The organism is Streptomyces sp. NPDC127097 (assembly GCF_042724075.1).
GTDB lineage: Bacteria > Actinomycetota > Actinomycetes > Streptomycetales > Streptomycetaceae > Streptomyces.
Genome location: NZ_JBHXFI010000039.1, coordinates 55,872 through 81,822, shown reverse-complemented (window position 1 = coordinate 81,822; position 25,951 = coordinate 55,872). Strand labels below are relative to the sequence as shown.

The 25,951-nt window shown below is 73.5% G+C and carries 16 protein-coding genes and 1 tRNA gene; 3 read left to right on the top strand and 14 right to left on the bottom strand.

Features of this window, described 5'->3' with window-relative positions; all coding sequences use genetic code 11:
• Positions 1 to 229 precede the first annotated feature (229 nt).
• Complete coding sequence (locus ACFWJW_RS26065; RefSeq protein WP_387245938.1) at positions 230 to 1,984, bottom strand: MFS transporter; 1,755 nt, start codon at positions 1,982 to 1,984, stop codon at positions 230 to 232.
• A 158-nt stretch (positions 1,985 to 2,142) separates the two neighbouring features.
• Here ACFWJW_RS26065 and ACFWJW_RS26060 point away from each other — a divergent pair, with 158 nt between their 5' ends.
• Together ACFWJW_RS26060 and ACFWJW_RS26055 are read left to right on the top strand one after the other, a co-directional pair.
• Positions 2,143 to 3,006, top strand: coding sequence for an alpha/beta fold hydrolase (locus ACFWJW_RS26060; RefSeq protein ID WP_387245936.1), 864 nt, complete (start codon positions 2,143 to 2,145; stop codon positions 3,004 to 3,006).
• A 154-nt stretch (positions 3,007 to 3,160) separates the two neighbouring features.
• Positions 3,161 to 3,235 (top strand) — tRNA-Cys (locus tag ACFWJW_RS26055).
• 213 nt (positions 3,236 to 3,448) lie between these two features.
• Here ACFWJW_RS26055 and ACFWJW_RS26050 read toward each other — a convergent pair.
• From ACFWJW_RS26050 to ACFWJW_RS26010, 9 genes are all read right to left on the bottom strand, one after another.
• The gene (locus ACFWJW_RS26050) at positions 3,449 to 4,978 is read right to left on the bottom strand and encodes an ABC transporter substrate-binding protein (RefSeq protein WP_387245934.1); all 1,530 of its coding nucleotides are present in this window, start codon (positions 4,976 to 4,978) and stop codon (positions 3,449 to 3,451) included.
• Positions 4,975 to 7,059: an ATP-binding protein gene (locus ACFWJW_RS26045; protein ID WP_387245932.1), complete on the bottom strand. Its 2,085-nt coding sequence runs from the start codon at positions 7,057 to 7,059 to the stop codon at positions 4,975 to 4,977. The genes ACFWJW_RS26050 and ACFWJW_RS26045 overlap by 4 nt, the downstream gene beginning before the upstream one ends.
• A gap of 782 nt (positions 7,060 to 7,841) precedes the next feature.
• Positions 7,842 to 10,172: a xanthine dehydrogenase family protein molybdopterin-binding subunit gene (locus ACFWJW_RS26040; protein ID WP_387245930.1), complete on the bottom strand. Its 2,331-nt coding sequence runs from the start codon at positions 10,170 to 10,172 to the stop codon at positions 7,842 to 7,844.
• A 100-nt stretch (positions 10,173 to 10,272) separates the two neighbouring features.
• Positions 10,273 to 12,540 (bottom strand): 2Fe-2S iron-sulfur cluster-binding protein, encoded by a 2,268-nt coding sequence (locus ACFWJW_RS26035; protein ID WP_387245928.1) that lies wholly within the window; start codon positions 12,538 to 12,540, stop codon positions 10,273 to 10,275.
• Positions 12,541 to 12,640: 100 nt separating this feature from the next.
• Entirely contained in the window at positions 12,641 to 13,537 is an 897-nt protein-coding gene (locus ACFWJW_RS26030) for an FAD binding domain-containing protein (RefSeq protein ID WP_387245926.1), read from the bottom strand.
• A 324-nt stretch (positions 13,538 to 13,861) separates the two neighbouring features.
• Complete coding sequence (locus ACFWJW_RS26025; RefSeq protein WP_387245924.1) at positions 13,862 to 15,517, bottom strand: beta-N-acetylhexosaminidase; 1,656 nt, start codon at positions 15,515 to 15,517, stop codon at positions 13,862 to 13,864.
• A 528-nt stretch (positions 15,518 to 16,045) separates the two neighbouring features.
• Entirely contained in the window at positions 16,046 to 16,339 is a 294-nt protein-coding gene (locus ACFWJW_RS26020; protein ID WP_078568732.1) for a DUF3039 domain-containing protein, read from the bottom strand.
• A gap of 172 nt (positions 16,340 to 16,511) precedes the next feature.
• Positions 16,512 to 17,192 (bottom strand): hypothetical protein, encoded by a 681-nt coding sequence (locus ACFWJW_RS26015; RefSeq protein WP_387245922.1) that lies wholly within the window; start codon positions 17,190 to 17,192, stop codon positions 16,512 to 16,514.
• A gap of 200 nt (positions 17,193 to 17,392) precedes the next feature.
• The gene (locus ACFWJW_RS26010; protein ID WP_387245920.1) at positions 17,393 to 18,064 is read right to left on the bottom strand and encodes a YqgE/AlgH family protein; all 672 of its coding nucleotides are present in this window, start codon (positions 18,062 to 18,064) and stop codon (positions 17,393 to 17,395) included.
• A 296-nt stretch (positions 18,065 to 18,360) separates the two neighbouring features.
• On the opposite strand from ACFWJW_RS26010, the gene murA reads away from it, so the two are divergent.
• A complete protein-coding gene (gene murA, locus ACFWJW_RS26005; protein ID WP_387245918.1) occupies positions 18,361 to 19,707 on the top strand; it encodes a UDP-N-acetylglucosamine 1-carboxyvinyltransferase in 1,347 nt (448 codons plus the stop codon).
• A gap of 145 nt (positions 19,708 to 19,852) precedes the next feature.
• Here the strand turns inward: murA and ACFWJW_RS26000 are convergent, their stop codons facing one another.
• The 4 genes from ACFWJW_RS26000 to ACFWJW_RS25985 form a co-directional block, all read right to left on the bottom strand.
• Entirely contained in the window at positions 19,853 to 20,521 is a 669-nt protein-coding gene (locus tag ACFWJW_RS26000; protein ID WP_387245916.1) for a maleylpyruvate isomerase N-terminal domain-containing protein, read from the bottom strand.
• Positions 20,522 to 20,875: 354 nt separating this feature from the next.
• The gene (locus tag ACFWJW_RS25995) at positions 20,876 to 21,157 is read right to left on the bottom strand and encodes an HU family DNA-binding protein (protein ID WP_006605312.1); all 282 of its coding nucleotides are present in this window, start codon (positions 21,155 to 21,157) and stop codon (positions 20,876 to 20,878) included.
• Between the two features lie 307 nt (positions 21,158 to 21,464).
• Positions 21,465 to 22,898 carry an NAD-dependent malic enzyme gene (locus tag ACFWJW_RS25990; protein WP_387245914.1) on the bottom strand — a complete coding sequence of 478 codons (1,434 nt, stop codon included), beginning with the start codon at positions 22,896 to 22,898 and terminating at the stop codon, positions 21,465 to 21,467.
• 427 nt (positions 22,899 to 23,325) lie between these two features.
• Positions 23,326 to 25,923 (bottom strand): HelD family protein, encoded by a 2,598-nt coding sequence (locus tag ACFWJW_RS25985; RefSeq protein ID WP_387245912.1) that lies wholly within the window; start codon positions 25,921 to 25,923, stop codon positions 23,326 to 23,328.
• Positions 25,924 to 25,951: the final 28 nt, after the last annotated feature.

The following is a 25,951-nucleotide window of genomic DNA, read 5'->3' as shown; positions in this document are numbered from 1 at the left end:
GGCCTGGTGTGTGGACGTAAAGCGAAGCAGTCCACACACCAGGCCCCGGAGGCCCGTCACCGCACCCACAGCCCCGCGCAGCGGACCCAGCCCGCCGCGTGGGGGTACCTCCCACGCCCTTCAGGCAGTGGGGGAGCAACGGCGAGCAACAACCACGGCGGGAAAGCCGAAAACGTGGGCCGAAGGCAAAGCGCAGCGGAAAGGCGGGAAAGCCGACAACGTGGGCCAACTACCTAACGCGGCAAGCCGCTACCGCTCCCGTAAGCGCAACCGCCGCCATCGTCGCGAACACGGCCACAAACGCCACGGAGTGGCTCGCGGAGCCACTCCCCCCGCCGAACGCGACGAACAACACACCGCCCAGGCCGACGAACGTCACATTGCCGAGCGCGTCCGACATCTGTAGGGACGCCGAGTTGCTGCCGGCCTCCTCGGGGCGGGACAGCTTGAGGAGCAGGACGCCGGCGCTGGAGATGTTCAGGCCCATGCCGAGGCCGCCGATCGTCCAGGCCACCGCGACGATCCAGACGGGCACGCCGTCGAGCAACGCCAGCGGCACCAGCGCGATGGCCAGCGCGAGGAGCACCATGCCCAGGACCATCAGCCGTTCCCGGTGCGGTTCCAGGCGCGGCCGGCTCTGTACGTACGAGCCGAGGGCCCAGGTCAGGCCGCCGCCGGTGAGCGAGAGCCCGGCGAGGGTGGCGGAGAGTCCGCGCTGGGTGACCAGCATCAGCGGGATGAAGCTCTCGGCGGCGACCATCGCCCCGGCGGCCAGCCCGCGCAGCAGCACCACGCTCGGCAGGCCGCGCGCCGCCCGGAACGTACCGCGGGGCAGCAGCCGCACGATGCCGGGCGCCAGCAGTACCAGGCCGACGGCCGCGGGCAACAGCGCGGTCCAGGCCGGGTGCTGGCCCGCGTATTGCAGCAGACAGGCGCCCACCGCGACGGCCAGCGCGAGCAGACAGCGCCGGCTGCCCAGCACCTGCCGTACGCCGCCCGGCGGGCCCGGCCGGGTCCGTGGCAGGGTGCGCAGCGCGGGCAGCATCACCGCGAGCGGCAGCAGTATCAGGACAGGGATGGCGAGGAAGACCCAGCGCCAGCCGAGGTGTTCGGTGACGGTCCCGGCGACCAGCGGGCCGACGATCACCGGCAGCACCCAGGCCGCCGAGAACGACGCCATGATCGACGGCCGCAGCCGCTCGGGGTAGGCGCGCCCGACGACCACGTAGAGCGAGACCACCACCAGCCCGCCGCCGATGCCCTGGACCCCGCGGCCCACGATGAACATCCCCATGCTCCGGGCGGCGCCCGCGATCAGCAGCCCCGTCCCGAACGCGGCGATCCCGGTGAACAGCGGCCCGAGCGGCCCGCGCCGGTCGCTCCACTCCCCCGCGAGCGCCATCGCGAACAGACTCGCCGTGAAGAACGCGGAGAAGCCGAAGGCGTACAGCCCGATGCCGTCCAGGGCACGGGCGGCGACCGGCATCGCGGTGTTCACGGCGCTGGCCTCGAAGGCGACGAGCGAGACGACGGAGATGATGCCGAGGGTGAGCGCCCGGTAGGCCCGGCCGAGGATGCCGCCGTCCGGCCCGCCAGCGCCGCCACCGCCACCGCCGCTGTCGTCGGCGGCCTGAGTGGGGTGGCCGGGGGTGGTGGACTCCGCGATGAGGGTGGCGGTGGACTCCGCCACGGGGATGGCGATGGGCTCCGCCACGGGCGTGGCGGTGATCTCTGCGCCGGGTGCGGCAGTGGACTCCGTGCCGGATTCGGCGGGGGTCATCGCCCCGGGTGCGGCGGGGGTCATCGCCCCCGGTGCGGCGTCGGTGCCCTCGGCGCCGAGTGCGGCGTCGGTGCCCTCGGCGGTGCCGATTCCGAGGCCGGCACCCTCGTCGGCGCCTAGGTGGGGGCCGGCGCCAGTGCCAGTGCCCGTGCCACTACCCATGCCGGCGCCGGTGCCGATGTCGTGCGAGCGGTCAGCGGTCATCGGGCCACCGTAAGGGCCGTACGACGGTGACGCCCCTGGCGGAGGACGGGGATCGGCTCGGTCATCGGTCCTACGCCGCCGAGCCCGCCCGGACCGCCGTCGCCCCGCCGCCGCCCGCCGCCCCGCCTGCATCGCCACACGTCGGGCAGGCTGTCCATATGCCGCACTTCCGTACGTACGACGATGCCGAGCTCCACTACCGCGTGCTCGGCCCGGCCGACTCCCCGCTGCCGCCCCTGGTGTGCCTGGCCGGCGGACCCGGGCGGGACGCCGCCTATCTGGGCGACCTCGGCGGCCTGGCCGTGCACCGGCAGCTGATCCTTCCCGACAGCCGCGGCACCGGCGCCTCCCCGTCCGCCGCCGACCCGGCCCGCTATGCCTTCCCGCAGCTCGCCGAGGACCTGGAGGCGCTCCGGGCGCATCTGGGCCTGGAGCGGTTCGCGCTGCTCGCGCACGACGCGGGCGCCGCTGTCGCGCAGGCGTACGCGGCGGGGTACCCGCAGCGGCTGACCCGGCTGGTGCTGGTCTGCCCCGGCTCCCGGTTGCAGGGCGAACTCCCCGACGACGCACGGGAGATCTTCGAGGCCCGCCGTGCCGAGGAGTGGTGGCCGGAAGCCTCGGTAGCACTGGAGCAGCTGACCGAGGCCACCGATCTGAGCGAGGTACGGGAGCTGCTGTTCGCCGCGGCACCGCTCGCCTACGGCCGCTGGGACGAACCGCAGCGGGCCCATGCCGCCACGGAGGGCGAGCAGTTGGGACCGGTGCCACGGGCCGGCTTCTGGCAGGGCGTGGACGAGCAGCTGCGGCTGACCCTGCTGGCAGGGCTGCGCGAGGTGATCTGCCCGGTGCTGGTGGTCACCGGCGACCGGGACGGCGTGACCGGCATGCAAGCGGGCGAACTGGTGGCCGCCTCCTTCCCCGACGCCCAGGTGCACCCCCTGCACGGTGTCGGCCACTACCCATGGGTGGACGAACCGGAAGTGTTCGGACCGCTGGTGGAGGGCTTCCTGCACGCGACGTGAGGCCCCCGCCGGGACGCCCCCGCAGCCCGTCTCCACGAACCCCGCACCCCGTGTTTCCCCGTGTTTCCCCACATTGCAACCTCATGGCACCCCGCCCCACACCCTTGCCGGGCCCCCCGCCCCGCGGCCTACAGTCGGGACAGCACCGCACCCCGGCCGTGTGCCCGAGTGGTTCAGGGGCTCGCCTGCAAAGCGAGTTACGTGGGTTCGAATCCCGCCACGGCCTCCACGCCCCGCAGGGTCCCGTGCCCTGCACGGGACCCCGTGCGGCGTCCGGAGGCGGCCCCAACCCCTGTGGGGACCGCCTCCGGACGCGCTCGGCGCCGAGGGCCCGCGCGGCACCACCGGTCCGCTCGGCGCCCCTATCGCGCTCGGGCCCCCCGCTGCCTCCCGGCTCTTCACCGGCTAAGCCGCCGCCCGGACCGCTCCCCCTTCCTGCCCCCTACCGGCCGACGGACAGCGCGGCCACGAAGCGGTAGATGTCGCCGGCCTCGCCGGAGTCCGTCGGGCGGCGCAGTTCCACCAGGGCCAGTGGGCGTTCCACCGGTTCGCCGGTGTCCGGGTCGAAGGCTATGTAGCCGCTGATGCCACGGACCCGGGACCTGCCGTTGGTCTGCTCCAGCAGGGCCAGGACCATACGGGCGGTGACCTGGCGGGTGCCGTAGACGCCGACGGCGTTCCGGGCCGCCTTGCCGATGGTGTACGTGGCGTCATGGCCGAGCATCGCCTGGCCGCTGGCGAGGTCGGTGGTGGGGCCGCCGACCTCTTCGCGGTAGGCCCGCTCGAAGCCCGCGAACGGGCCGTTCCCGGCGCCGCCGTAGACCTCCTTGGGTATCGCGGGGTGGGTGAACGCGGTGTAATAGACGGTCAGTTGGCTGTCCTTCCAGCGCGCGGCGAGGGTGGCGAGCTCGGCGCGGTGCCGGTCGCCTCCGGTGTCGAAGTAGACGCCCAGCGCACTGGAGCCGGAGAGCACCGTCGTACGGCAGTGCCGGCCGCCCTCGCCGGCCGCCTCGATGAACCGGCGCAGTTCCCGCCCCCGGCCGGCGAAATACACCACGTCCGGCGGCTTCGGGCCGCCGCAGACCTTGTCGGCGACCAGGGACAGCGCGTTGCCCGCCGTCGCCTCCTCGTCCTCCCCGGAACGGAACGGGATGACCTCGTCGTCCACGTCGAGACCCGCGCGCCGCGCCGCCGCCGAGAAGTCCTCGTAGAGCGAGGTGTTGTAGTCGTCCTTCTCGTTGCCGTCCCGGATCACCTGGACGCGGTAGCCGGGGTGCCTGCGCTGCTGCTCCTTGAGGTAGCCGGCGGCGGCCGCGGTCTGGTCGCGGTTGGGGAAGGAGACCCGGTAGAACCCGGCCGTACGGGAACTCAGCCCGTCCGCCGCCACCGTCGCCCCGACCATCGGCAGCCCGGCGGCCCGCAGCCGCTTCACGGCGCTCATCGTCCGGTCGTTGCTCTGCCCGAAGCCCGCCACCGCGACCAGGTGCTCCTTGTCCTTCATGGCGATGAGCTGGTCGACGACCGGGCGCCAATGGCGGTCGCCGCGGCCGGTGTTGGCGAGCAGCAGCCGTATCTTGGGGAGGGTCGAGCGCTCGGCGTTCAGTGTGCGCTGGGCGAGGTAGGCGCCGCTGACGGCCTGCCGGGTGGCCTCCGGCCCGCGGTCCGCGGAACCGCCCGCCATGGCCTCCAGATAGGCGATGGTGACCGAGGGGTCCCCGGACTTGACGACCTTGGCGTTCTCGGCGCGTATCTTGCCGCTGAGCGCCTTCATGTTCCCGAAGGCGTACGCACCGTCCGTGACGCCCACGCACTCGCCGTCGGCCACCTCACGGACGCCCTCCCCGCACCGTCCGTTCGTCTCGACGATCTGCACCACGCCGGCGACCACGACCGCCGCCGCCACCAGCACCGAGATGATCCACAGGCCCCAGCGCCGCGGCGGCCGGGGCGGTTCGAAGACACGGGTGCTCACAGCCACGGCTCCTTTCCGTACTGCTTCGCCTTCCGCAGCAGCGCCGAGGTCCACGGCACGCTGTCGGCATGCACGGCGAGGGTGTGGAAGCGGGCCTGGATCTCGCCGTACAACTCGGCCCCGGGGTCGCCGAGCGGATCGCGATACGGATCGCCGACCCGGTCCGTACGGGGATCGTCCGGCGGCTCGGGGCCGATCCAGACCGCCGCGAGCAACCGGGTGATCGTGCGCAGCCGCTGCTCCACGGCACCCTCGCCGAGGTGCTCCACCAGCCGCTCGTAGCGCTCCCACAACGGCTGGTCGAGGGCCGGGCCGGTTTCGGCGAGCGGGGCGCGCCGCAGCCGGCACAGGTCGGCGCACCACTCCTCCGGTGCGACCCGGCCGAACGCGTCGTCCAGATAGGCGGCCGCCGCGGCGAGATCGCCGCCCGCCAGCGCGTGGTAGGCGGCGGTGGCCTCCTCCCCCGCGGCGGCCGCCCGGTCCCGCAGCGCGGCATGCACCGTCCGCCGTCCCCGGACACCGGCCGCCCCGTCGCCGCCCCCGGCCGCTCCCCCCGCCCCGGCATCGGGCTCGGGGACCGCGGCGAGCCGTCGCAACAACAGCAGACGCAGCAGCGGGTGGGGAGTTTCCGTCCGGCCGTCGGACTCCTCGTCACCGCTGTCGAGATGCATGGTGCGCAGCACGTCCGTACAGAAGTCGTTGAACTCCTCCTGGACGCGGGCGCTCGACTCGTCCCACAGCACCCGGCCCGCCTGCGCCTGGGCCAGGTCGACGGCGGCCGCGCCCCGGGCCAGCGCCTGCATCAGCTCGCCGCTGGCATCGATCGGCAACAGCCGCTCCAGCAGGGCGTCGACCAGCTCCGAGGAGGGCTGAAGGACCTGCCGCAGCCGGGCCTCCCAGCCCGCGTCCGCCGGGCACTCCAGCAGGGCCGCCAACAGCTGTGCGGTGCCCGCCGGATGGCCACGGGTGATCTCATGCACCGCCCAGCCCAGCCACTGCACACCGTTGTCGGCGGCCGGCACCGGCACCCGGCGGCCGGCCGACCGCAGCGCCTCCTTGGCCTGCTGCTCGACCTCGTGCCGGACCAGATCGCGTAACCGGCCCACCACCAGCCCCTTCACGACCTGCTCCGGAACGAACCGCTCCTCCTGCGCGGGCCACCGGCCGGGCAGCGCACCGGGCCGCCGCGGCCCCCCGAACGCAAAGCCCTCCAGCGCCGCCGGATAGCTCCCGGCGGTGGCGAGCACCAACAGCGGATCGGCCGCCCCGGCCTTCCGCCGGGCGTCCAGCAGCGCCTTGAGGAAGTCGTTGCCCAGCGGACTGTCGACGTTGTCCAGCAGCACCAGACACTGCGTCGTACGCCGCTTGTCGCCGCCACGCGAGCCGTACGCCCGCCGCAGATCGTCCAGGAAGGCGTCGAAGAGCACCGCCTCGGCCCGCTGCCGCTCGGCCGCCTCGCGGTCGCCGTAACGCTGGTTGAGATCGACCAGAAAGCCGTCGACGGAACCGCCGCCACGGCTGCGGCGCCGGATACGCGCCAGCTGCCAGCGCACCCGCAGCCGCACCCAGTGACGCCGCCACTCCGGCAGCAGCGGCAGCGCGGCGGTGACCGCGGTCGGGGCGCCCAGGACCGTCGCGGCGTACGTGGCAAGCTGGTTGATCACCTCCGTCCGACTGCCCGGCGGTCCGACCAGCGCCTCTTCCATCTGCCGTACGGCGGCGTCCCGGTCGGCCGCGTCCATCCGCGCCGCGACCGCGATCGTCAGCAGCCCGAACGCCGGGAAGCTCAGCCGGGGGAAGTCCCTCTTCTTCTCGTTGAGCTGGAAGACCAACGCGGCCAGCACATCGATCGGTTTACGGCCCTCCTGGCCCAGCGCCGCCAGATCGAGCCGGGCCACCGGTGCCCGCCGGGCCCAGTCCGCCAGATGGCGCAGCACCGTCGTCTTACCGCTGCCACGCGGCCCCAGCAGCAGCGTGGCAGGCAACTCGGGCCGGCCGCCCGGCCGGCGCACCAACAACTCCTGGACGTACTGCTCCACAGCCCGGTCCCGCCCGGACTCCCCCGCCCACTCCTGCGGCATCCCGCTCCCCCTCGACCTCGCGAACCCCTGCGATCCCCGCGATCCCCACGACAGCCCGGCGCCCACTCCGGCCGCCCCAGCATCCTCCAATTCCCGCTCCCCGCAAGCCGTTTGCCCCCACAAGGCCGTTTCCCTCCCCTCGCACGACGCCATCCCGCCCACCGGAAATCACTCTAAGTGACCCCACTGACAATCTCCGTGACGGACCGTGAAACCCCAGGTCATCGCCCGATCCCAGAGAAAGCCGGCACGAGGCACCCACCCAGCCCGGAACGGATACGCAGCCACTCACGCACACCGATCCGCCACGACCACCGGCCACAGCGGCGTCGGCGCACGGACACCACACCTGGCAACTTTGGTGCACGATCATCGGCCCCGCGCATCGGCTCAGTACGCGGGAAGCTCCACGCCGCACCCGCCACGCATCGGTTCAGCGCGCAGGACGCCCCACGCCACACCCGCACGCAGGCGCCCGCCCACGCCCCAGCCACACGCAGGCGCCCGCCCACGTCGCACCCCCAACGCACGCCCCGCCCACGCCGCACCCTCACACACGCACGCCCAGGCCCCAGCCACGCACCCCCACGCCCCGTCCACAGGCACAGGCGCGCCCCCCACCCCCAAACCCCCACGTACGCGCGCCACCTGAAACCGACCCACATACACCCGCCCACCCCCCGAAGGGGGGTGGGCGGCGGGGAAAAACCCAAGGGGGCGAGCAGCCAACCCCAAAGGCGCGCGGCCCCAACCGCCCCGCCTCGCCTCGCCCCATCCCGCTCCTACTGCTGCACCACCTGCGCCACCGCCGCCTGGGGGCGGATCGGGAGGCGGCCGATGGGGCGGCCGGTGGCGGCGCGGACCGCGGAGGCCACGGCGGCGGGTGAGGTGACGACCGGGACCGCGCTGGCGGGCTTGGCGCCGAAGGGGGCGATCACGTCGCGCTCCTCGACCAGTTTGACGATGCGGATCTCGGGGGCGTCCAAGGCGGTCGGCAGTGCGTAACCGGTCAGGTCGGGGTGGCGGACCTGGCCGCGGGTGGTACGCAAATTCTCCATCAGGGCGGCGCCCATGCCCTGGGTGACCCCGGCCTCGATACGGGCCCGCAGCTGGCGGGGGTTGAGCACCCGGCCCACATCCTGGGCGACGGTCATCTCCACGACCCGGATGGTGCCGAGCTCGATGTCGACATCGGCGACGCAGCGGATCGCGCAGAAGGCGAGGCCGACGAACGCATCGCCCTGGCCGCTCTCGTCCAGCGGCTCGGTCGGATGCGGCCGGCACTGGGCGGTGGCCCACAGTTCCTTGCCGTCCAGGGCCTCCGTGACGGTCGTGCTGAGCACCCCGTCGTACGAGGTGATCTTGCCGTCGTTGATCTGAAGCAGCTCGGTGGACATCCCGAACTTGTGGGCCAGCGGCTGGAGCAGCTGGGTGCGGACCATCTTGGCGGCGCGCTCGACGGCGCCGCCGGAGACCCAGGTGTGCCGCCCGTGGCAGGCCGCTCCGGCCGGCGGCTGGTCGGTGTCGACGCCCGCGACCTGCACGTCCTCGATGCCGAGCGTCTCCTGCACGATCTGCCGCGCCAGCGTGGAGAATCCGGAGCCGGTCTCGACGGCGGCGCAGATGACGGTGGCGGCCGAGCCGCTGACCTTGACGGTCGCGGTGGAGACCTCATCGGTGCCCTCCGCGCCGAGCATGTGCACCATGCCCAGCCCGTAGCCGACGCCCCGGCGTACCGCGCCCGGCTCGCCCGCCCCTTCGGGCCCGCCCGGCAGCAGCCATTCCGCTTCGGGCGCGTCCTTGGGCAGCTCGGGAAGCGGCGCTTCCTTGACGGCGTGCAGAAGTTCGGCGACCGGGGCGGGGCAGGTCACGGTCTGCCCCGTGGGGAGCAGATCGCCGGTGGCCATGACGTTGCGCAGCCGGATCTCGTCGGGCTCCAGGCCCAGTCGGGCGGCCAGCTTGTCCATCTGGCCCTCATAGGCGGCGCAGACCTGCATCGCGCCCTCGCCGCGCACATGGCCGGACGGCGGGTTGTTGGTGCGGACCGCCCAGCCGTCGACGACGGCGTGCGGGACGACGTACGGGCCGCAGGAGAACGACACCGCGGCGGCGAGCGCGTCGGCGGAGGTGTCGGCGTAGGCGCCGGCGTCCATGAGGATCTGCGCCTCCACCTTGACCAGCTTGCCGTCGGCGTCCGCGTGGTGGCGGTAGCGCAGCAGCGTGGGGTGGCGGTGGGCGTGCGAGAGGAAGGACTCCTCCCGGGTGGCGGCGAGCTTGACGGGGCAGCCCGTACGCAGCGCCAGCAGGCCGAGCGAGAGCTGGATGCCGGGGTCCTCGCGGTCGGCGGTGGCGCCGGGGACGCCGGTCACCACGACCTTGACCTGCTCCGGTTCGAGGCCGAAGGAGGCGGCGGCCAGATCGCGGTCGGTGTGCGGGTCCGTGGAGGCGGTGTAGATCTCCACGCCGCCATCGGGGCGCGGCACCGCGAGCCCGGCCTCGGCCCCGATGGGCGCCGGGTCCTGCCGGCCGATCCGGTAGAGCCCCTCGACCATCACCTCGCCGACGGCCTCGGCGTCGCCGAAGCGGAGCGGGATGTGCCGGATGAGGTTGCCGTCCGGGTGCAGCGGCTCGGCCTCGAAGGCCAGTTGGGGATCGGTGACCGCGTCCAGGACCTCGTATTCGACGGCGATGGCGGCGGCGGCCAGCCGTGCCGTGTCGGGGTGCTCGGCGGCCACCGCGGCGATCGGCTCCCCGTGGTGGCGGACCTCGTCCTTGGCGAACACCGGGCGGTCGGCGGTGCCCCGCCCGTGCCCCGCGTCACCGGGGACGTCCTCGTGCGTGACGACGACGCGTACGCCCGGCATCTCCACCGCGTGCTTGGTGTCGATGGACAGGATCCGCGCGCGCGGGTGCGGCGAGCGCAGCACCGCCGCCCACAGCAGCCCCTCGGCCCACAGGTCGGCGGCGTACGGGAAGGTGCCCTCGGTCTTCGCCGGCGCGTCGGCGGGCGGCAGCGAGACGCCCAGGCCGTGCGGCGGCGGCTCGTCGGGGACCGGGACACCCGCCGCGGGGGTCGCGGTGACGGCGCCCGCGCCGTCGGACGTGCCACTCATGCCGAAACCTCGCTTCGCCCGGCCCCGCTTACGCTCGGCGCGCGCCGCTCCCCGATGCTCCCCCGGCCTCCGGCCGGGGAGCCCCCCATGCTGTGCTCCCTCATGCGGAGCCTCCCGTGTGCCGATCGTGGTCGTGCGGGGCGTGGCCCGTTTCGTCGGCGGGGCCCGCCTGGTGGGGAATGCGGGCGGTGTCCGCGGGCGCCGCCCCGTCCGGTTCGTCCGCGGGCGCGTAGCCGGCCTCGGCGGCCTCCACACGGGCCTTGACGACCTCGCCGACGGCGTCCAGCACTCCCCGGTAGCCGGAGCAGCGGCACAGGTTGCCGCACAGCGCCTTGCGGGTCTCCAGCTCGCTGGGGGCGTGGTTGCCCTCCAGGAGGTCGTGGACGGTCATCGCCATCCCCGGTACGCAGAAGCCGCACTGCACCGCCCCTGACGCGGCGAGCGCGCGCTGCACGTCGGAGGGCACACCGTTCTCCGCGAGCCCCTCGACGGTACGGACCTCACTGCCCGCCGTGGTGGCCGCGGGCACCAGGCAGGACGCCACCAGGCGGCCGTCCACCTGGACGGAACAGGCTCCGCACTCGCCCTGTGAGCAGCCGTCCTTGGCGCCGGCCAGTCCGAGCCGCTCGCGCAGCACATAGAGCAGCGACTCGCCGATCCAGGCGTCGGTGACCGGCCGGTCGATGCCGTTCACGCGCAGGACGTAGGAGGCGGCGGGGTGTTCGTCGTGGTCGTCGAAGCCGGGGTCGGCCGCGAGGTCGGAGGTCTGCGCGGCGGCGGCGAGCCCCTCGACGAGGCCGGCGTGGTCCTCGGCGCCCGCGTCGGCCCCCGTGGGTGCCCCGGTCTCTGTGGGCTCCTCGGTAGCGGCGGGGGTCCGGTCAGCAGGGTGCTCGGCGGCGGCGCCGGGCGAACCGGCGGCGTTGGCGGCAGTGGTGTCGTGTGGCTCCGCGCGTTCGCCGGTGGCGTCCACCGGGCCGGCGGTGCCGGTGCGGTCCGCGAACTCGTCGGGCTCGTGGTGCGCAGCAGACTCGTGGTGCGCAGCGGGCTCGGTGTGCGCAGCGGGCTCGGTGTGCGTGGTGGGCTCCGCGGTCTCCGTCGGAGCGTCCGCCGCGCCGTCGGCCTCCTGGACGGCGGGCGAGGCGGGCCGCCCGGTCGCATCGAGGCGCGCGAACTCGCCGGAGTGCTCGTGCGGTTCGCCCTCGGCCACCGGGATCGTCCAGCCGCCCCCGCCGGTCGCGTCCGCCGCCCCGTCGGGACGTTCCGCGGCCTCCTGCGGGTGCGGTGCCGCGTCGTGCGACGGCTGCGCCGGCTCCGCGGGCGGCGGCCACTGGGCGAGCGCGTCGGCGGGCAGCGACCAGTGTCCGGTCGCGTCGCCGGCCCCGGCGTTCCGGCCGCCCGCGCCCGTGACGTACGGGTCGCCGGCCGACGGGCCGCCGTCTCCGCGCAGTTCGCCGCCCGGCTCGGTGCCGTGCCCCGGCAGACCGCCCTCGTGCGCGTACGGGGCGTCCTCAGGGCCGCCGAAGGGGTCGTGCGCAGCTCCGCCGTGCGCCGCGTCCTGCGCCTCCCCCGGGTGCGTCTCCGGCGCGCTCGTGGCGCTCAGCCCGGTGGTGAAGTTCCAGTGCCCGGTCGGGGCGGACTCGCCCGCGTCCGCCGCGTTCCCGGCGTCCCCGTACGCACCGGCGCCCGGGTATCCGCCGCCGTGGTAGCCGTCGGCGGCACCGTGCCCCGTAACACCCGGATGCCCAGGATGGCCTGGATGCCCCGGATGGCCGGGGAGGCCCGGGTGGCCGCCCGTAAGTCCCGTATGACCCGTCAGACCGTCCTCGCCGACCAGGTACTCGCCGGACTCCTCCAGTCCGTCGTCCGCCGCCGCGGGGACCGACCAGGAGCCGGTGGCGCCCGCCTCCGGGCTGCCCGCCACGGGCCAGTCCACGGCGTCGCCGCCCCAGGGCTGGGCCGCCTCGGGCGCGCCGCCCTGGTAGCCCGCGGAGGGGTCGTGGTGGGGCGCGTGCCCCGTGTGGGTGGGATATCCGGCGGCCGGGTCCGCGTAACCGGCCGAGGAGTCCGCGAAGGGCATCGTCCACTGGGCGGTGGTCGAGGGGTCGCCGCCCGCGTCCGCGGCCGGCGGGGTGTCGGGGTGCGAGCCGAAGGAGGAGGGCGGGGTGTAGCCATGGCCGGGTGCGGCGAGCGGCTCGGGGCCCGGGGTGTTGTACCGGGGCGACCCGCCGCCGTACACCCCGGTGGTGAAGCCCTCCGGGAGCTGCACGAAGGCCGTCGCCTCCGACTCGTACTCGCCGCCCTGGGGCAGCGGCTGCCAGCCCTGTTCAGGGTGCGGCTGGTACGGATGGCGGTTGTCTGCGTCGCTCATGCCGAGCCCTCACTTCGCCCGGCCTCGCATTCGCGAGGCGCGCACCTTTCGATGACGATCCACCGGTCTCCGACCGGGGCGGCCCCCGCACTGCGCTCGCTCATGAGAGCGCCCTCCCGAGTGCGCGGCGGGCCAAGGCTGCCACCGTACGGCGAAGGTGCAGGGCGGCGGGCGGCAGGGTGGCCGGTTCCGAACCGTCCTCGGGTGGTGCCGGGTCCGGGATGCAGGCGGCCGCGACATAGTCGCCGAAGGCCGTCAGCGCCTCGGGCACCAGGCCGCGTTCGCCGTCCCAGTCGATGAGCGAGGCCACCCACTGCTCGGCCTCCAGGGGGCGCAGCGGCATGGCGGCGACCGCGCCCACCGCGCAGCGCACCCCGCGCCGGGCCGGGTCCAGGACGAGCGCCACCGAGGCGGTGGCACGCCCGGGGCCGGTGCGGCCGGTGGCCTTGAGGAATGCCTGCGGGGCGTGCAGCAGCGGCACCCGTACGAAGCCGACGAGTTCGCCGGGGCTCAGCATCTCCCGGCCGGCCAGCAGGTGGCTGACCGGGATCTCGCGGCGGCTGCCCTTGGGGCCGGCGATGATCACCGTGGCCTCCAGGGCGGCGAGCACCGGGAGGGTGTCGCCCGTGGGGGCGGAGGTCACGATGTTGCCGCCGAGGGTGCCGGCGTTGCGGACCTGCGGCGGGCCGGCCGCGCGGGCGGCGGCGGCCAGTCCGGGGATCAGGGCGGCGAAGTCGGGTCGTCCCATACGGGCGAGGGTCAGGCCGGCACCGAGCAGCGCATGGCCGTCCAGGTACTGCCAGCCCCGGATCTCGCTGATCCGGCCGAGGCCCACCAGGGCCGCGGGTCTGAGGAGTCCGGCGTTGACCGCCGCCATGAGATCGGTGCCGCCCGCGACGGGCACGGCGGCGGGCATGGCGGTGAGCGCCGCCACCGCCTCGTCGAGCGAGTCCGGCAACGTCACCGTGTGCGACGCGTGCGGTGCGTGCGTGGTCAAGCCAGCTGCCCCTTCCCCGGTGTCCCGGCAGTTCCGCTCCGCCGTACGGTACGTGCTCACAGCCCGGACGTGGCAACTCTGGCACATCTTCCCGGGCCCCCGGCGCGAGGGTCCACGAAGGGACGATCCGTCCCCGAACAGGCTGCTGGTCCGGTTTCGGCCGCCGCGGCGGTGCGGAACTGCGCTGCGGTGCGTCGGCGGAGGCGTCCGGCGGGGCGCACACCGTCGTTGCGGCGGTGGTGCGGTACGGCGGCGCGGGGGAACCGCCGTACCGCACCACCGTCCCAGGGACCGGCCGCACGAGCGCCTTCCTTGCCTCCGGGCTCACACGTTTGGGGGCGCCCCGTCGATCGGGCGTCCGAGCACGCCGGGGCGTTTCTGCCACGGGAGGGGGCCGCCGGGCGGGCGGTAGCCGACACCGAGGGCGTCGAGGCGGGTGTAGTGGGCAGCCATCCGCCGGGTGAAGTCCTGGTAGTCGCGCGCGGCCGGGGCGGGCAGCCGGGACCAGGCGACCTCGGCGAACCCGGCCAGCCGGGGAAAGACCTGGTAGTCGAGGCGCTGCTGACTGTCCATGACCTCGGTCCAGACATTGGCCTGGGTGCCCAGGACGTGCGCGGCCTGCTCGGCCGTGAGCTCCGGTGGTACCGGCTCGAAGCGGTAGACGTCCTCCAGGGTCCGTACGAAGCCGATCGGCACCGGCTCGTCCGGGGAGGGGTGCTGACGGTGATCCAGATACACCTGCTGCTCGGGACACATGACGACGTCATGGCCGGATTTCGCGGCTGCGATACCGCCCGCGTAGCCGCGCCAGGAGGAGACCGCGGCGCCCGGGGCCAGTCCGCCCTCCAGGATTTCGTCCCAGCCGATCAGCCGCCGGCCGCGGCCGGTGAGCCAGCGGTCGAAGTGCCGGATGAACCAGCTCTGTAGTTCGTCCTCGTCGGCCAGCGACAGTTCGGCGATCCGCGCCTGGGCGGTGGCGGATGCCCGCCACTGGTCCTTGGGGCACTCGTCGCCGCCGATGTGCACGAACGGCGAGGGGAAGAGGCCGAGGACCTCGTCCAGGACGTGCTCGTAGAACCGCAGGGTGGTGTCAGTGGGGGCCAGTACGTTGGGGTTGACGCCCCACGTGTCCCAGACCTTCAGGGAGGTGGTGTCGATGGCGTCGGTGTTGCCGAGTTCGGGGTACGCGGCGATGGCGGCCTGCGAGTGTCCGGGGATGTCGATCTCGGGGACGACGGTGATATGCCGCTGGGCGGCGTAGGCGACGATCTCGCGGAGGTCGTCCTGGGTGTAGTAGCCGCCGTGCGGGCGCTCGTCCCACAACGGAGAGGCACGGTGGCCGAGTTTGGTGCGCTCCCGCCAGGCGCCGACCTCGGTCAGCTTCGGGTAGCGCCTGATCTCGATCCGCCAGCCCTGGTCATCAGTGAGGTGGAGGTGCAGGACATTGAGCTTGTGGGCGGCGAGCAGGTCGAGAGTGCGCAGCACCCCGTCCTTGGGCAGGAAGTGCCGGGCGACGTCCAGCAGCATGCCGCGCCAGGCGAAGCGGGGGCCGTCCTCGATGGTCTGTTCCGGCAGGACGGCCGGGCACCCCGGTGCGAGCGGCGCCCGGCGGAAGGCGTGCGGTCCTAGGAGCTGCCGCAGCGTCTGCGCTCCCCAGAAGACGCCGGCCGGGCCGCCGCCGGTGATCCGTACGCCCCAACGGGCGTCGGCCGCCAGCCGGTAGCCCTCCGGGGGCAGGGCCGGGTCGAGGGCGAGGGCGAGGGTGTCCGGCGCCGTGCCGGAGCCGGGCGGCAGCGGGAGACCGAAGGCCGCGCCGAGGGTGTCGCGCAGCCAGCGCGCGGTGTCCTCGGTACCGGGCCCGGCCGCCAACGCGGTGTCCGCGCCCAGCCGGACGGTGCCGCGGCCGGGCCCGTCGATGCTCAGCGGTGCCGGGACCAGGCCGCCGCCCGGTGCCGTGGGGGTGAGGTACGTATCCGGCATACCGTCCATCCTTCACCGTGCCGACCGGCCGGCCCGGGACCGTTCCGGCCTGTGGAGTACGCAGAAGACCAGCGACGCGTATGCAGAAGACCTGCCCGCGCACGGAGAAGACTGCCCGCGTACGCAGAGACCTGCCCGCGTACGCGGAGAGCAAGAGCGGGAAGCAAGGAGCGGGAAGCGGGGAGCCGGAAAGAGGAGCAGGGGCGCGGGTCGGGTAATTCCGGGGCGCCCATGGGCGGTTGTGCGCCCGGGTGCCGGGACGGCGGCCGTTCCCCGGTCCGGTGCGGCGGCTGCGGACCGTGCGCCCGTTTCACCCGAAGGCGCGGCCGGGCACGCGGACGGGCCCGGTCCGCGAGGGATCCGGGCCCGTACCCGAGGCGGGGTGGCGCGGCCGCAGGACGAGGACCGTGTCCTGCGGCTCCGCTGTGCTCATGGCAGGAGCTGAGCGCGTACGGCCGGGCGCGCGGCCGGGCTCATGCGCTGACGGACGGGCAGGACCGGCCCGGGGGGGGGCACGGTCCGCCGCGGCTACTTCTTGCCGCCGTCCTTGCCGCCCTTGTCCTTGTCGCCACCGGCGCCCATGGACTCGAAGATCTCCTTGCACATGGGGCAGACCGGGTACTTCTTCGGGTCGCGACCCGGAACCCAGACCTTGCCGCACAGCGCGACGACGGGGGTACCGTCGAGCGCGCTCGCCATGATCTTGTCTTTCTGGACGTAATGGGCGAAGCGCTCGTGGTCGCCGTCGCCGTGCGACACCTGCGGTGTCGGCTCTACGAGGGTCCCCGTACCTGCCCCGCGCTCGGGCTCAACAGTGCTCATAACAGCCAAGGGTACTCACGCGCGCGACAACCCGGGAGCGTCGGCCCACCGCCAGGAGGAGCGCCGGACCCGGTGGCCGCCACCCGCCGCCACCCGGGGCAGCGCGTACGGCGCCGGCCCGGCCCCGAGCACCGGCCGGCCCAGCACCGAACCGGCCGCGCTGCCCGGCCGGCTACGAAGCCACCGCCATCCCGCCCCGGTCCCCGGCCGTCAGCCCCAGCTCCGTGGCGAACGCCAGCGCGGCGTCCGGCCGGACCTCGTACCAGGTGTCCTGACCGCAGACCGTGTCGAGCAGGGTGGCGATGTCCTGGGCGCCGACCGTGCGGGCCTCGGCGGCGGTGAGGAAGGCGCGGACCGCGCCCACCGCATCGACCTCGGTCTCCGTACGGGCCATGAGGTCCTCGGCGATCTCCCGGACCGCGTCGTCACCGGGCGCGACCCAGCTCATGGCCGTCTCCAGGCCGTCGTCCGGCATCTTCCCGGGGTACGGCGCGCGGGCCCAGGCGCCGTCCTGCCACCAGTAGACGAAGCCGAAGAGATTGCCGTCGGCGTCCTCCCGCAGCTCCTCCCAAGGCAGCCACGCGGGGCCGCCGTCCAGGAAGTCGATCTGCCGGCCTCCGCTGTGCGTGTGACTGCCGTCGGAGTCCTGGCCGCACAGCAGGGCCCGGCCGCCCTCGAACATCTTCAGCCGCCACCAGTAGCTTCCGCCGACGTTCCAGCACTGCAATCCCTGGTCGCTCCAGGAGAATTCGTCCCCGTCGTCCACGGCGGCCGCCACTACCGCCAGCGTCGCGGCGCGCGCCCACAGGCGCGCCGGGTGGTCCAGATCCTCGGGCACGCTCGGCCTGTGCATGGCCTCTCCCCGTGTGTCCAGCGCGGCCCCGCCGACGCGGCCGCGCACCGTCCCCTGTCATCCCGCACCATAGCGACGGGGGCTGACAATCCCCCATGACGAAGCCGTCACAATAATCAAGTCGTCAACAAAATCGGGGTCATGAGGCACCGGCCGCCCGTCGCCCCGGGCGGGCGGGTTCAGTCCCGCCCCGGCGACGATCAGTTCAGCGACGGATCGTCCGGGTAGGTGGCCACCATGGCCAGCTCATTGCGTTGGCGACGCAGCACCGCGCGCCACAGCTGCTCCGGGTCCGGCGAGGAGACGTCGCCGGGCTCGGATTCGACCACGTACCAGGCGCCCTCGACCAGTTCGTCCTCCAACTGGCCCGGCCCCCAGCCCGCGTACCCGGCGAAGATCCGCAGACTGCCGAGCACCGCCGCGAGCAGTTCCGGAGGCGCCTCCAGATCGACCAGGCCGATCGCGCCGTGCACCCTGCGCCAGCCCAGCGGCTCGTCACCCGACTGGACGCCCGCCCGGTCCGCGGCCGGTGCGCCGGCGACCTCCACGGCGTCGTCACGGGGGCGGGCGCCGCTGTCCACCGACGGGATACCGCCCTCACCGGACAGCCCGCCGGGCACCACGGCCACCCCGAGCGCCGAGTCCAGCGACACCGGTCCGCCCTGGAAGACCACTCCCGGCTCACCGGCCAGTGCGGCCCAGGGCGCGAGGATGTCCGCCACCCCGACCGGGGTGGGGCGGTTCAGGACCACGCCGAGGGAGCCCTCCTCGTCGTGGTCGAGGAGCAGCACCACCGCGCGGTCGAAATTCGGATCGGCGAGCGCGGGCGTCGCGACGAGTAGCCGCCCTGTGAGCGAGGACACCTCGGTCATGGCCACATGATCCCGCACTTCTGCCCGGAGCGGGGAGTCAACGCCGGGACCCGCGTGAGAGCAGGGCAGGGCGTACGGCGGCAGCACCGGCGCACACCGTTGGCGCCGGACCGTCCATTGACGACATTCCCCGGCAATTCCCTCAAAGGGCGATTACAGAGCAAAGACTGATCGTAGCGGAGCGTGTTGTGACAAAGCCATTACATGTGCAAAGCGTGCACGGGCCTACGGGCACACCCCCCGGCGCCCTTACCATTTCAGCTTGGCCCCTGCCCGTCTCCAGGAACGCGAGATCCATGACCGTCTCTACTGACGACGTACTGCTTGTCCACGGCGGCACCCCGCTCGAGGGCGAGATCCGGGTTCGCGGCGCGAAGAACCTTGTGCCCAAGGCCATGGTCGCCGCCCTCCTCGGGAGCGGCCCCAGCCGACTGCGCAACGTGCCCGACATCCGCGACGTACGCGTGGTGCGCGGGCTGCTCCAGCTGCACGGCGTCACGGTGCGCCCGGGTGACGAGCCGGGCGAGCTGATCCTCGACCCGTCGCACGTGGAGAGCGCCAACGTCGCGGACATCGATGCGCACGCGGGCTCCTCCCGGATCCCGATCCTGTTCTGCGGCCCACTGCTGCACCGCCTCGGCCACGCCTTCATCCCCGGCCTGGGCGGCTGCGACATCGGCGGCCGGCCCGTGGACTTCCACTTCGACGTGCTGCGCCAGTTCGGCGCGACGATCGAGAAGCGCGCCGACGGGCAGTATCTGGAGGCGCCGCACCGACTGCGTGGCACCAAGATCCGGCTGCCGTACCCGTCGGTCGGCTCGACCGAACAGGTGCTGCTGACCGCCGTCCTGGCCGAGGGCGTCACCGAGCTGTCGAACGCCGCCGTGGAACCGGAGATCGAGGACCTCATCTGCGTCTTGCAGAAGATGGGCGCGATCATCTCCATGGACACCGACCGGACGATCCGGATCACCGGTGTCGACAAACTCGACGGCTACAACCACCGCGCCCTCCCGGACCGCCTGGAGGCGGCCTCCTGGGCGTCCGCGGCGCTGGCCACCGAGGGCAACATCTACGTCCGCGGCGCGCAGCAGCGGTCGATGATGACCTTCCTCAACACCTTCCGCAAGGTCGGCGGCGCCTTCGAGATCGACGACGAGGGCATCCGCTTCTGGCACCCGGGCGGTCTGCTCAACGCCATCGCCCTGGAGACCGATGTCCACCCCGGCTTCCAGACCGACTGGCAGCAGCCGCTGGTCGTCGCGCTGACCCAGGCGTCGGGCCTGTCGATCGTGCACGAGACGGTCTACGAGTCCCGGCTCGGCTTCACCTCCGCGCTCAACCAGATGGGCGCGCACATCCAGCTCTACCGGGAGTGCCTGGGCGGCTCCGCCTGCCGCTTCGGCCAGCGCAACTTCCTGCACTCCGCGGTCGTCTCCGGGCCCACCAAGCTCCAGGGCTCCGACCTGGTCATCCCCGACCTGCGCGGCGGCTTCTCGTATCTGATCGCGGCGCTGGCGGCCCAGGGCACCTCCCGGGTGCACGGCATCGACCTGATCAACCGCGGCTACGAGAACTTCATGGAGAAGCTGGTCGAACTCGGCGCCGATGTAGAGCTGCCGAACGGCGCCCTGCCCAACTGAGCCGCGCCGAAGGGGCGGTGCCCGGAGGGGTACCGCCCGATGGCTCCGGGACCGGGTGCGCCCGGCGGTCCCGGCTGCGTGCCGTCCGGCAGTCGCCGCGCACGGCGGTCCCGCGCCCCGTGGCGCAGCGCTGACACCGTCCCGCTTATTCGGGCGCGCACCCGAGGTACAGCGGGAGTTTCCCGGCCAATGCGCCCAGTTCGGCCTGCTCCGCCTCGGTCGGGGCCCGCCGTCCGGTGCCGACCAGCAGCGCGTCCTGGTCGGAGAACGACGCGGGGAACGCGGCCCCGGCGATCTGCTCCAGCATCGCGCGGGACCGGGCGAGCCCCTCCGCCGGCGGTTCCGCCGCGTCGGGCAGATGCGCGATCAGGTCGAGGTGGTGCAGCGTCCACTCCAGGACGTACGCGGAGAGGTACTCGCCCGTGGTGAGGACCTCTCCGCGGGTGCCGACCCGGCGGTCCGGATCGGCGAGTTCGGCGGCACGGCCGGCCGCGGAGCCGAGGTCGTCCAGGTGGAACCTGAGCAGCCACGGCTCCTGGTAGGCGGCGGCCAGCCGGACGGTCAGCGCGTCGAGCGGGTCGTCACCGGTCGGCGGCGTGGCCGAGACATCCCAGTAGGTCACCGCGTCGCGGGTGGGTTCCGTTTCGGCGGGGCTCACCAAGGTGATCAGGACATCCTGGGCGTCGATGACCAGATGGCACACCAGGTCCCGCACGAGCCAGCCGGTGCAGCCGCACGGCCGGGCGAAGTCCGCGTCCGGGAGTCCGGCGACCACCGCTCGCAGCGCCGTCCAGGAGCGTGAGAAGAGATCCACCCCGGCAAGGTAGTTCGGTGCCGTGAGGGCGGACAAGCGTATGAGGGCCCGGCGCCGGGACGGGTACGCCGCCCGCACACGGCCCCGCCGCGCACGGGCCCGACCGTGCCGCACCGTGTACCAGCCCCCCGTACGGCCGTGGCGGCCCGCCTGACGGACGTAGACCCGCGGGCTTCCCGTTCACCCCACCCAGCCCCTCCGGGGCGGGCACAGACCGCCTCGCGGGCACCGGCCCGCCCCCGTCACGGCGGAGGCCGCCCCGTACGACGCCAGACCGGCCCTGCGGGCGCCCCGGCACACGAAAAGGCGGCCACCCCGAAGGGATGGCCGCCCTGTCATGCCGTGCTGAGGGTCTTACTTACCCTTGGCGGCTTCCTTGAGCTTGGAGCCCGCGGAGACCTTCACGCTGTAGCCGGCCGGGATCTGGATCGGGTCGCCGGTCTGCGGGTTGCGCGCGGTGCGAGCGGCACGGTGGGTGCGCTCGAAGGTCAGGAAGCCGGGGATGGTGACCTTCTCGTCGCCCTTGGCGACGACCTCGCCGGTCACCTCGGCGAGGGCGGCCAGAACGGCGTCGGCGTCCTTGCGGGTCACCTCGGCGCGATCGGCCAGAGCGGCCACCAGCTCACTGCGGTTCATGTTTGTACTCCCGTGTTCTTCTTGCCAATGAGGCGTGAGATCGAAGCCGATGCTGCCAGGGTCCTCGGACAGTCCCCGGACCCGGGTCTGGTGCCAGACCCTCGCGCCCGATTACGCATCCTGCCCCCACCTGCGGCGGTAAAGCCAATCCGGCACCCAGGAGGGTCACACGAAAAGCGCCACTGCCTCGTTAGTGGTGACGCTCCGTATCATTCCCGCTCCGGGCCGGCCCCACAGGACGGCGGTCGCTTGCTGCCCGCCACCCTATGGGGGCCCCAACGACGGCGTGTCCAGCGACGCGCCGTACTCAGACCGCCGTGGTGGCCGTCACAGCCGGGTCACCGCTCTTCGCGGCCTCCCGGACCGCACCGGCCACCGCGCCCGCGACCTTCTCGTTGAAGACGCTGGGGATGATGTAGTTCGGGTTGACCTCGTCCTCCAGGACGACGTCCGCGAGGGCTCCGGCCGCGGCCAGCATCATCTCGGTGTTCACCGTACGGGAGTGGGCGTCCAGGAGGCCGCGGAAGACTCCGGGGAACACCAGGACGTTGTTGATCTGGTTGGGGAAGTCGGAGCGGCCGGTGGCCACCACGGCGGCGGTCTGCCGGGCGACGGCCGGGTCGACCTCGGGGTCCGGGTTGGCGAGTGCGAACACGATCGCGCCCTCGGCCATCTTCGCGACATCCTCGCCGCCCAGGACGTTGGGCGCGGAGACGCCGATGAAGACGTCCGCGCCGACCACGGCCTCCTTGAGGGTGCCGGTGACGCCCTCGGGGTTGGTGTTGTCGGCGATCCAGCGCAGCGGCGAGTCCGGGTCGGCGTCGACCAGGTCGGTACGGCCGGCGTGCACCACACCGTGGATGTCGGCGACGACGGCGTGCCGGACACCGGCCGCGATCAGCAGCTTGAGGATGGCGGTGCCGGCCGCGCCGGCGCCGGACATCACGACCCGGACGTCCTCGGTCTTCTTGCCGACGACGCGCAGCGCGTTGGTGAGCGCGGCGAGCACCACGATGGCGGTGCCGTGCTGGTCGTCGTGGAAGACCGGGATGTCCAGGGCCTCACGCAGCCGCGCCTCGATCTCGAAGCAGCGGGGGGCGGAGATGTCCTCCAGGTTGATGCCGGCGAACCCGGGGGCGATGGCCTTGACGATCTCCACGATGGCGTCGGTGTCCTGGGTGTCCAGGCACAGCGGCCAGGCGTCGATGCCGGCGAAGCGCTTGAAGAGGGCCGCCTTGCCCTCCATGACGGGCAGGGCGGCCTTGGGGCCGATGTTGCCGAGGCCGAGGACGGCGGAGCCGTCGGTGACCACCGCGACGCTGTTGCGTTTGATGGTCAGCCGGCGGGCGTCCTCGGGGTTGTCGGCGATGGCCTGGCAGACGCGGGCGACACCGGGGGTGTAGATCATCGAGAGGTCGTCACGGTTGCGGATCGGGTGCTTCGACGACATCTCGATCTTGCCGCCGAGGTGCATCAGGAAGGTACGGTCGGAGACCTTGCCGAGCGAGACGCCCTCGATGGTGCGCAGCTGCTGGACGATCTCGTCGGCGTGGGCCGTAGAGCTCGCCGCGATGGTGACGTCGATACGGAGCTTCTCGTGGCCGGAAGCCGTGACGTCGAGGCCGGTCACCGAGCCTCCGTGGGACTCGACGGCCGTGGTGAGCTGGGAGACCGCGGTTCCGCTCGCGGGCACCTCCAGCCGGACCGTCATCGAGTAGGAGACGCTGGGCGCCGTTGCCATGGCCGACTTCCTCTGCTTTCACCGTGTGGCTGAATTTGCCGTCCGATCGTCGCACCTACCGCGGAGTACGCGGTAGCCGCCCGGCATTGCGAACATTTTGTTCGCGGGCGGCGGCTACTTCGGAAAACGACTTCCACCATACGAGATGTCACAGCCACAGCAAAGAGGCCCACGTCACGGGGTGACGTGGGCCTCTCTCACGTTAACGGCACCGACCCGCCATGCTCGCCTCGCGGCAAGTGGTCGCTCGTAGCGACGATGGTTGGGCCCGGGGGCTTGGATCGAGCCGGTGCCGTCACCCAGGCTAACAAACCATCCCCGGAAGCGAATCCCGTCCCGCGGGGCCGATTTCAAGACCCCTCGGACGGCGGCGCGCACGCCCGGCGCGGGCCGCCGAACGGGTGCCGGCCCGGGCCCGGCCGGCGGCTCAGTCCCGCAGCAGGTCGGGCACTCCCGCCGCGTCCGGTTCGTCCCGTCCGGCCGACAGTACGGTCAGCTGCTGGGTGGCCCGGGTCAGCGCCACGTACAGGACCCGCAGGCCGGCCGGGGACTCATCGGCGATCTCGGCCGGCGAGACCACCAACGTCGCGTCGTACTCCAGCCCCTTGGCCTCCAGGGAGCCCAGCGCCACCACCCGGTCGCCGAGCGGGGCCAGCCAACGGCGGGCCTGCGCACGGCGGTTCATGGCCACCACGACGCCGACCGTGCCGTCCACCTCGCCCAATAGCCGCTCGGCCTCGGCCACCGTGGCCTCCGCCAGCGCCGTGTCATCGGCGGGCCGGTCCGGCCCCTCCCCGTCCACGGCGAGCGCGAAGCGGGGCTCCAGGCCCGTGGAGCGGACCGCCTTCGGGGACGCCATACCGGGCATCGCCAGCGCCAGCACCCGGGCGGCCAGCTCGGCGATCTCCGCGGGATTGCGGTAGTTCACGGTGAGCGTGAAGCGGCGGCGCGGGCGGGTGCCGAGCGCCTCGTCGCGGGCGACGGCGGCCTCGTCCGGGTCGGACCAGGAGGACTGCGCGGGGTCGCCGACCACCGTCCAGGTCGCGTGCCGGCCCCGGCGGCCGACCATCCGCCACTGCATCGGCGTCAGGTCCTGTGCCTCGTCGACGATGACATGGGCGTAGTCGGTGCGCTCCTCCTCCAGCCGTTCGCGCCGGCTGCGGCCGCCGCCGTTGCGGTCGGTGTAGGTCGTGAGCTCCTCCAGGCCGGTCAGGTGGTCCAGCGGATCGGCCTCCCGCGGCCGGGCCGGGCGCATCGGGGCGCCGAGGACCATCTGGAGCTCGTCCAGCAGGGCGACGTCGTGCACCGACAGCGGGCCGTGACCGGTCCGGTCCAACCGCTGGAGCGAACGGGCCAGTTGGCGTACCTCGCGGGGGTTGAGCAGCCGGCGCGCCCAGCGGCCCAGCAGCCGCTCGTCGGCCATGGCGGCCAGTACGCCGCGCGGGGTCAGCTCGGGCCACCAGGCGTCCAGGAACTCCTGGAAGTCGGGCTCGGTGATGATGTCCTCGTCGAAGCCCTCGCGGGCCTCGGCGGCGAGCTCGGGGTCCGTGTAGCGGCGCGCGGCACCCGACTTGGCCCACAGGGCGTCCAGGATCAGCCGGCGGGCCCGCGGGCGCAGCAGGTTGACCGGCGCGGTGCCGCCGAGCGCGGACTGCCGGATGGCGCGCAGCTCGTCGGCCGCCAGCTCGATCCGGCCGCCGAACGCGACGACCCGCAGCTGGGTGGGCGCCCCCGCGTCGGGCGCGGCCGGGCCGGGGCGCGGGCCCCGGGTGCGTCTCCGGCGGCTTCCGTTGGGGGCCGCGTCGCGGTCCGCCGGGTCCCGGTCCGCCGCGTTCCCGGCCGCGCCGAAGAGGTCGTCCAGGGACAGCTGGGCGTCACCGTCCCCGTGCCCGGCCCCGTCGCCCGCCCTGGCACCGCTCCCGTTGCCGTTCCCGTTCGCCGCCGTGGTGGCCGCCGGGCCGGTGGGCTGCCCGCCCGGCGCCGCCAGCTCCAGCGCTCCCCGGGCCGCCTTGCGCAGCAGCTTCTGCATCCGCGAGGAGCCCTTGATACGGGCCACCGCCGGCGGGTCGTAGGCGGTGGCCTCGGCGCCGTCCACCAGCGAGCCGAGCGCCCGGATGGCGACCTGGCCCTCCTCGCCCAGCGACGGCAGCACGCCTTCGGTGTAGGCGACCAGCAGCGGCGTCGGGGAGACGATCAGGATGCCGCCCGCGTAGCGGCGGCGGTCCTGGTAGAGGAGGTAGGCGGCGCGGTGCAGGGCGACCGCGGTCTTGCCCGTGCCGGGGCCGCCCTCGACCTCGGTGACGGAGGCGGCGGGCGCCCGGATGACCTTGTCCTGCTCGGCCTGGATGGAGGCGACGATGTCCCGCATGGTGTGGCTGCGGGCCCGGCCCAGGGCGGCCATCAGCGCACCGTCACCGATCGCCGGCAGCTCCGCGCCGTCCAGTGTCGCGGTGACCTCCGGGCGCATCAGATCGTCCTCGACGCCGAGGACCTTACGGCCCTTGGAGCGGATCACCCGGCGGCGCACGACCCGGCCGGGGGCGACCGGGGTGGCCCGGTAGAAGGGGGCGGCGGCCGGTGCCCGCCAGTCGATGACCAGCGGGGAGTAGTCCGCGTCGAGGACGCCGAGCCGGCCGATGTGCAGCGTCTCGGCGATGGTGGCGCGGTTGTTCTCGATCGCGCCGTCGGCGGGTTCGACGGAGGTGAAGGCGCCGTCCGGCCCCTTCTTGCCGTCCTTGCCGAGGAGCAGGTCGATGCGGCCGAAGAGGAAGTCCTCGTACTCGGAATTCAGGCGGTGGAGATGGACGCCGGCCTGGAAGACCTGGGCGTCCCGCTCGGCGAGCGCGCCGGGCGTGCCGACCTGGCCGCGCTTGGCGGCGTCGTCCATCAGGAACTCCGCCTCGTGGATCTTCTCCTCAAGGCGCCGGTAGACACGGTCCAGATGCGTCTGCTCGGCTTCGATCTCGCGGTCGCGAACGGAATCCGGGGCGTGCTCCGGTGCGTGCGTGGCGTTGTGCGCGGCCACCCAGGCCCCCTTCTGCTGTGCGTAGGGC

Coding starts and splice junctions, on each gene's coding strand:
- ACFWJW_RS26065 (WP_387245938.1), bottom strand. CDS start 1,984: ATGACCGCTGACCGCTCGCACGACATCGGCACCGGCGCCGGCATGGGT.
- ACFWJW_RS26060 (WP_387245936.1), top strand. CDS start 2,143: ATGCCGCACTTCCGTACGTACGACGATGCCGAGCTCCACTACCGCGTG.
- ACFWJW_RS26045 (WP_387245932.1), bottom strand. CDS start 7,059: ATGCCGCAGGAGTGGGCGGGGGAGTCCGGGCGGGACCGGGCTGTGGAG.
- ACFWJW_RS26040 (WP_387245930.1), bottom strand. CDS start 10,172: ATGAGTGGCACGTCCGACGGCGCGGGCGCCGTCACCGCGACCCCCGCG.
- ACFWJW_RS26035 (WP_387245928.1), bottom strand. CDS start 12,540: ATGAGCGACGCAGACAACCGCCATCCGTACCAGCCGCACCCTGAACAG.
- ACFWJW_RS26025 (WP_387245924.1), bottom strand. CDS start 15,517: ATGCCGGATACGTACCTCACCCCCACGGCACCGGGCGGCGGCCTGGTC.
- ACFWJW_RS26020 (WP_078568732.1), bottom strand. CDS start 16,339: ATGAGCACTGTTGAGCCCGAGCGCGGGGCAGGTACGGGGACCCTCGTA.
- ACFWJW_RS26015 (WP_387245922.1), bottom strand. CDS start 17,192: ATGCACAGGCCGAGCGTGCCCGAGGATCTGGACCACCCGGCGCGCCTG.
- ACFWJW_RS26010 (WP_387245920.1), bottom strand. CDS start 18,064: ATGACCGAGGTGTCCTCGCTCACAGGGCGGCTACTCGTCGCGACGCCC.
- murA (WP_387245918.1), top strand. CDS start 18,361: ATGACCGTCTCTACTGACGACGTACTGCTTGTCCACGGCGGCACCCCG.
- ACFWJW_RS25995 (WP_006605312.1), bottom strand. CDS start 21,157: ATGAACCGCAGTGAGCTGGTGGCCGCTCTGGCCGATCGCGCCGAGGTG.
- ACFWJW_RS25990 (WP_387245914.1), bottom strand. CDS start 22,898: ATGGCAACGGCGCCCAGCGTCTCCTACTCGATGACGGTCCGGCTGGAG.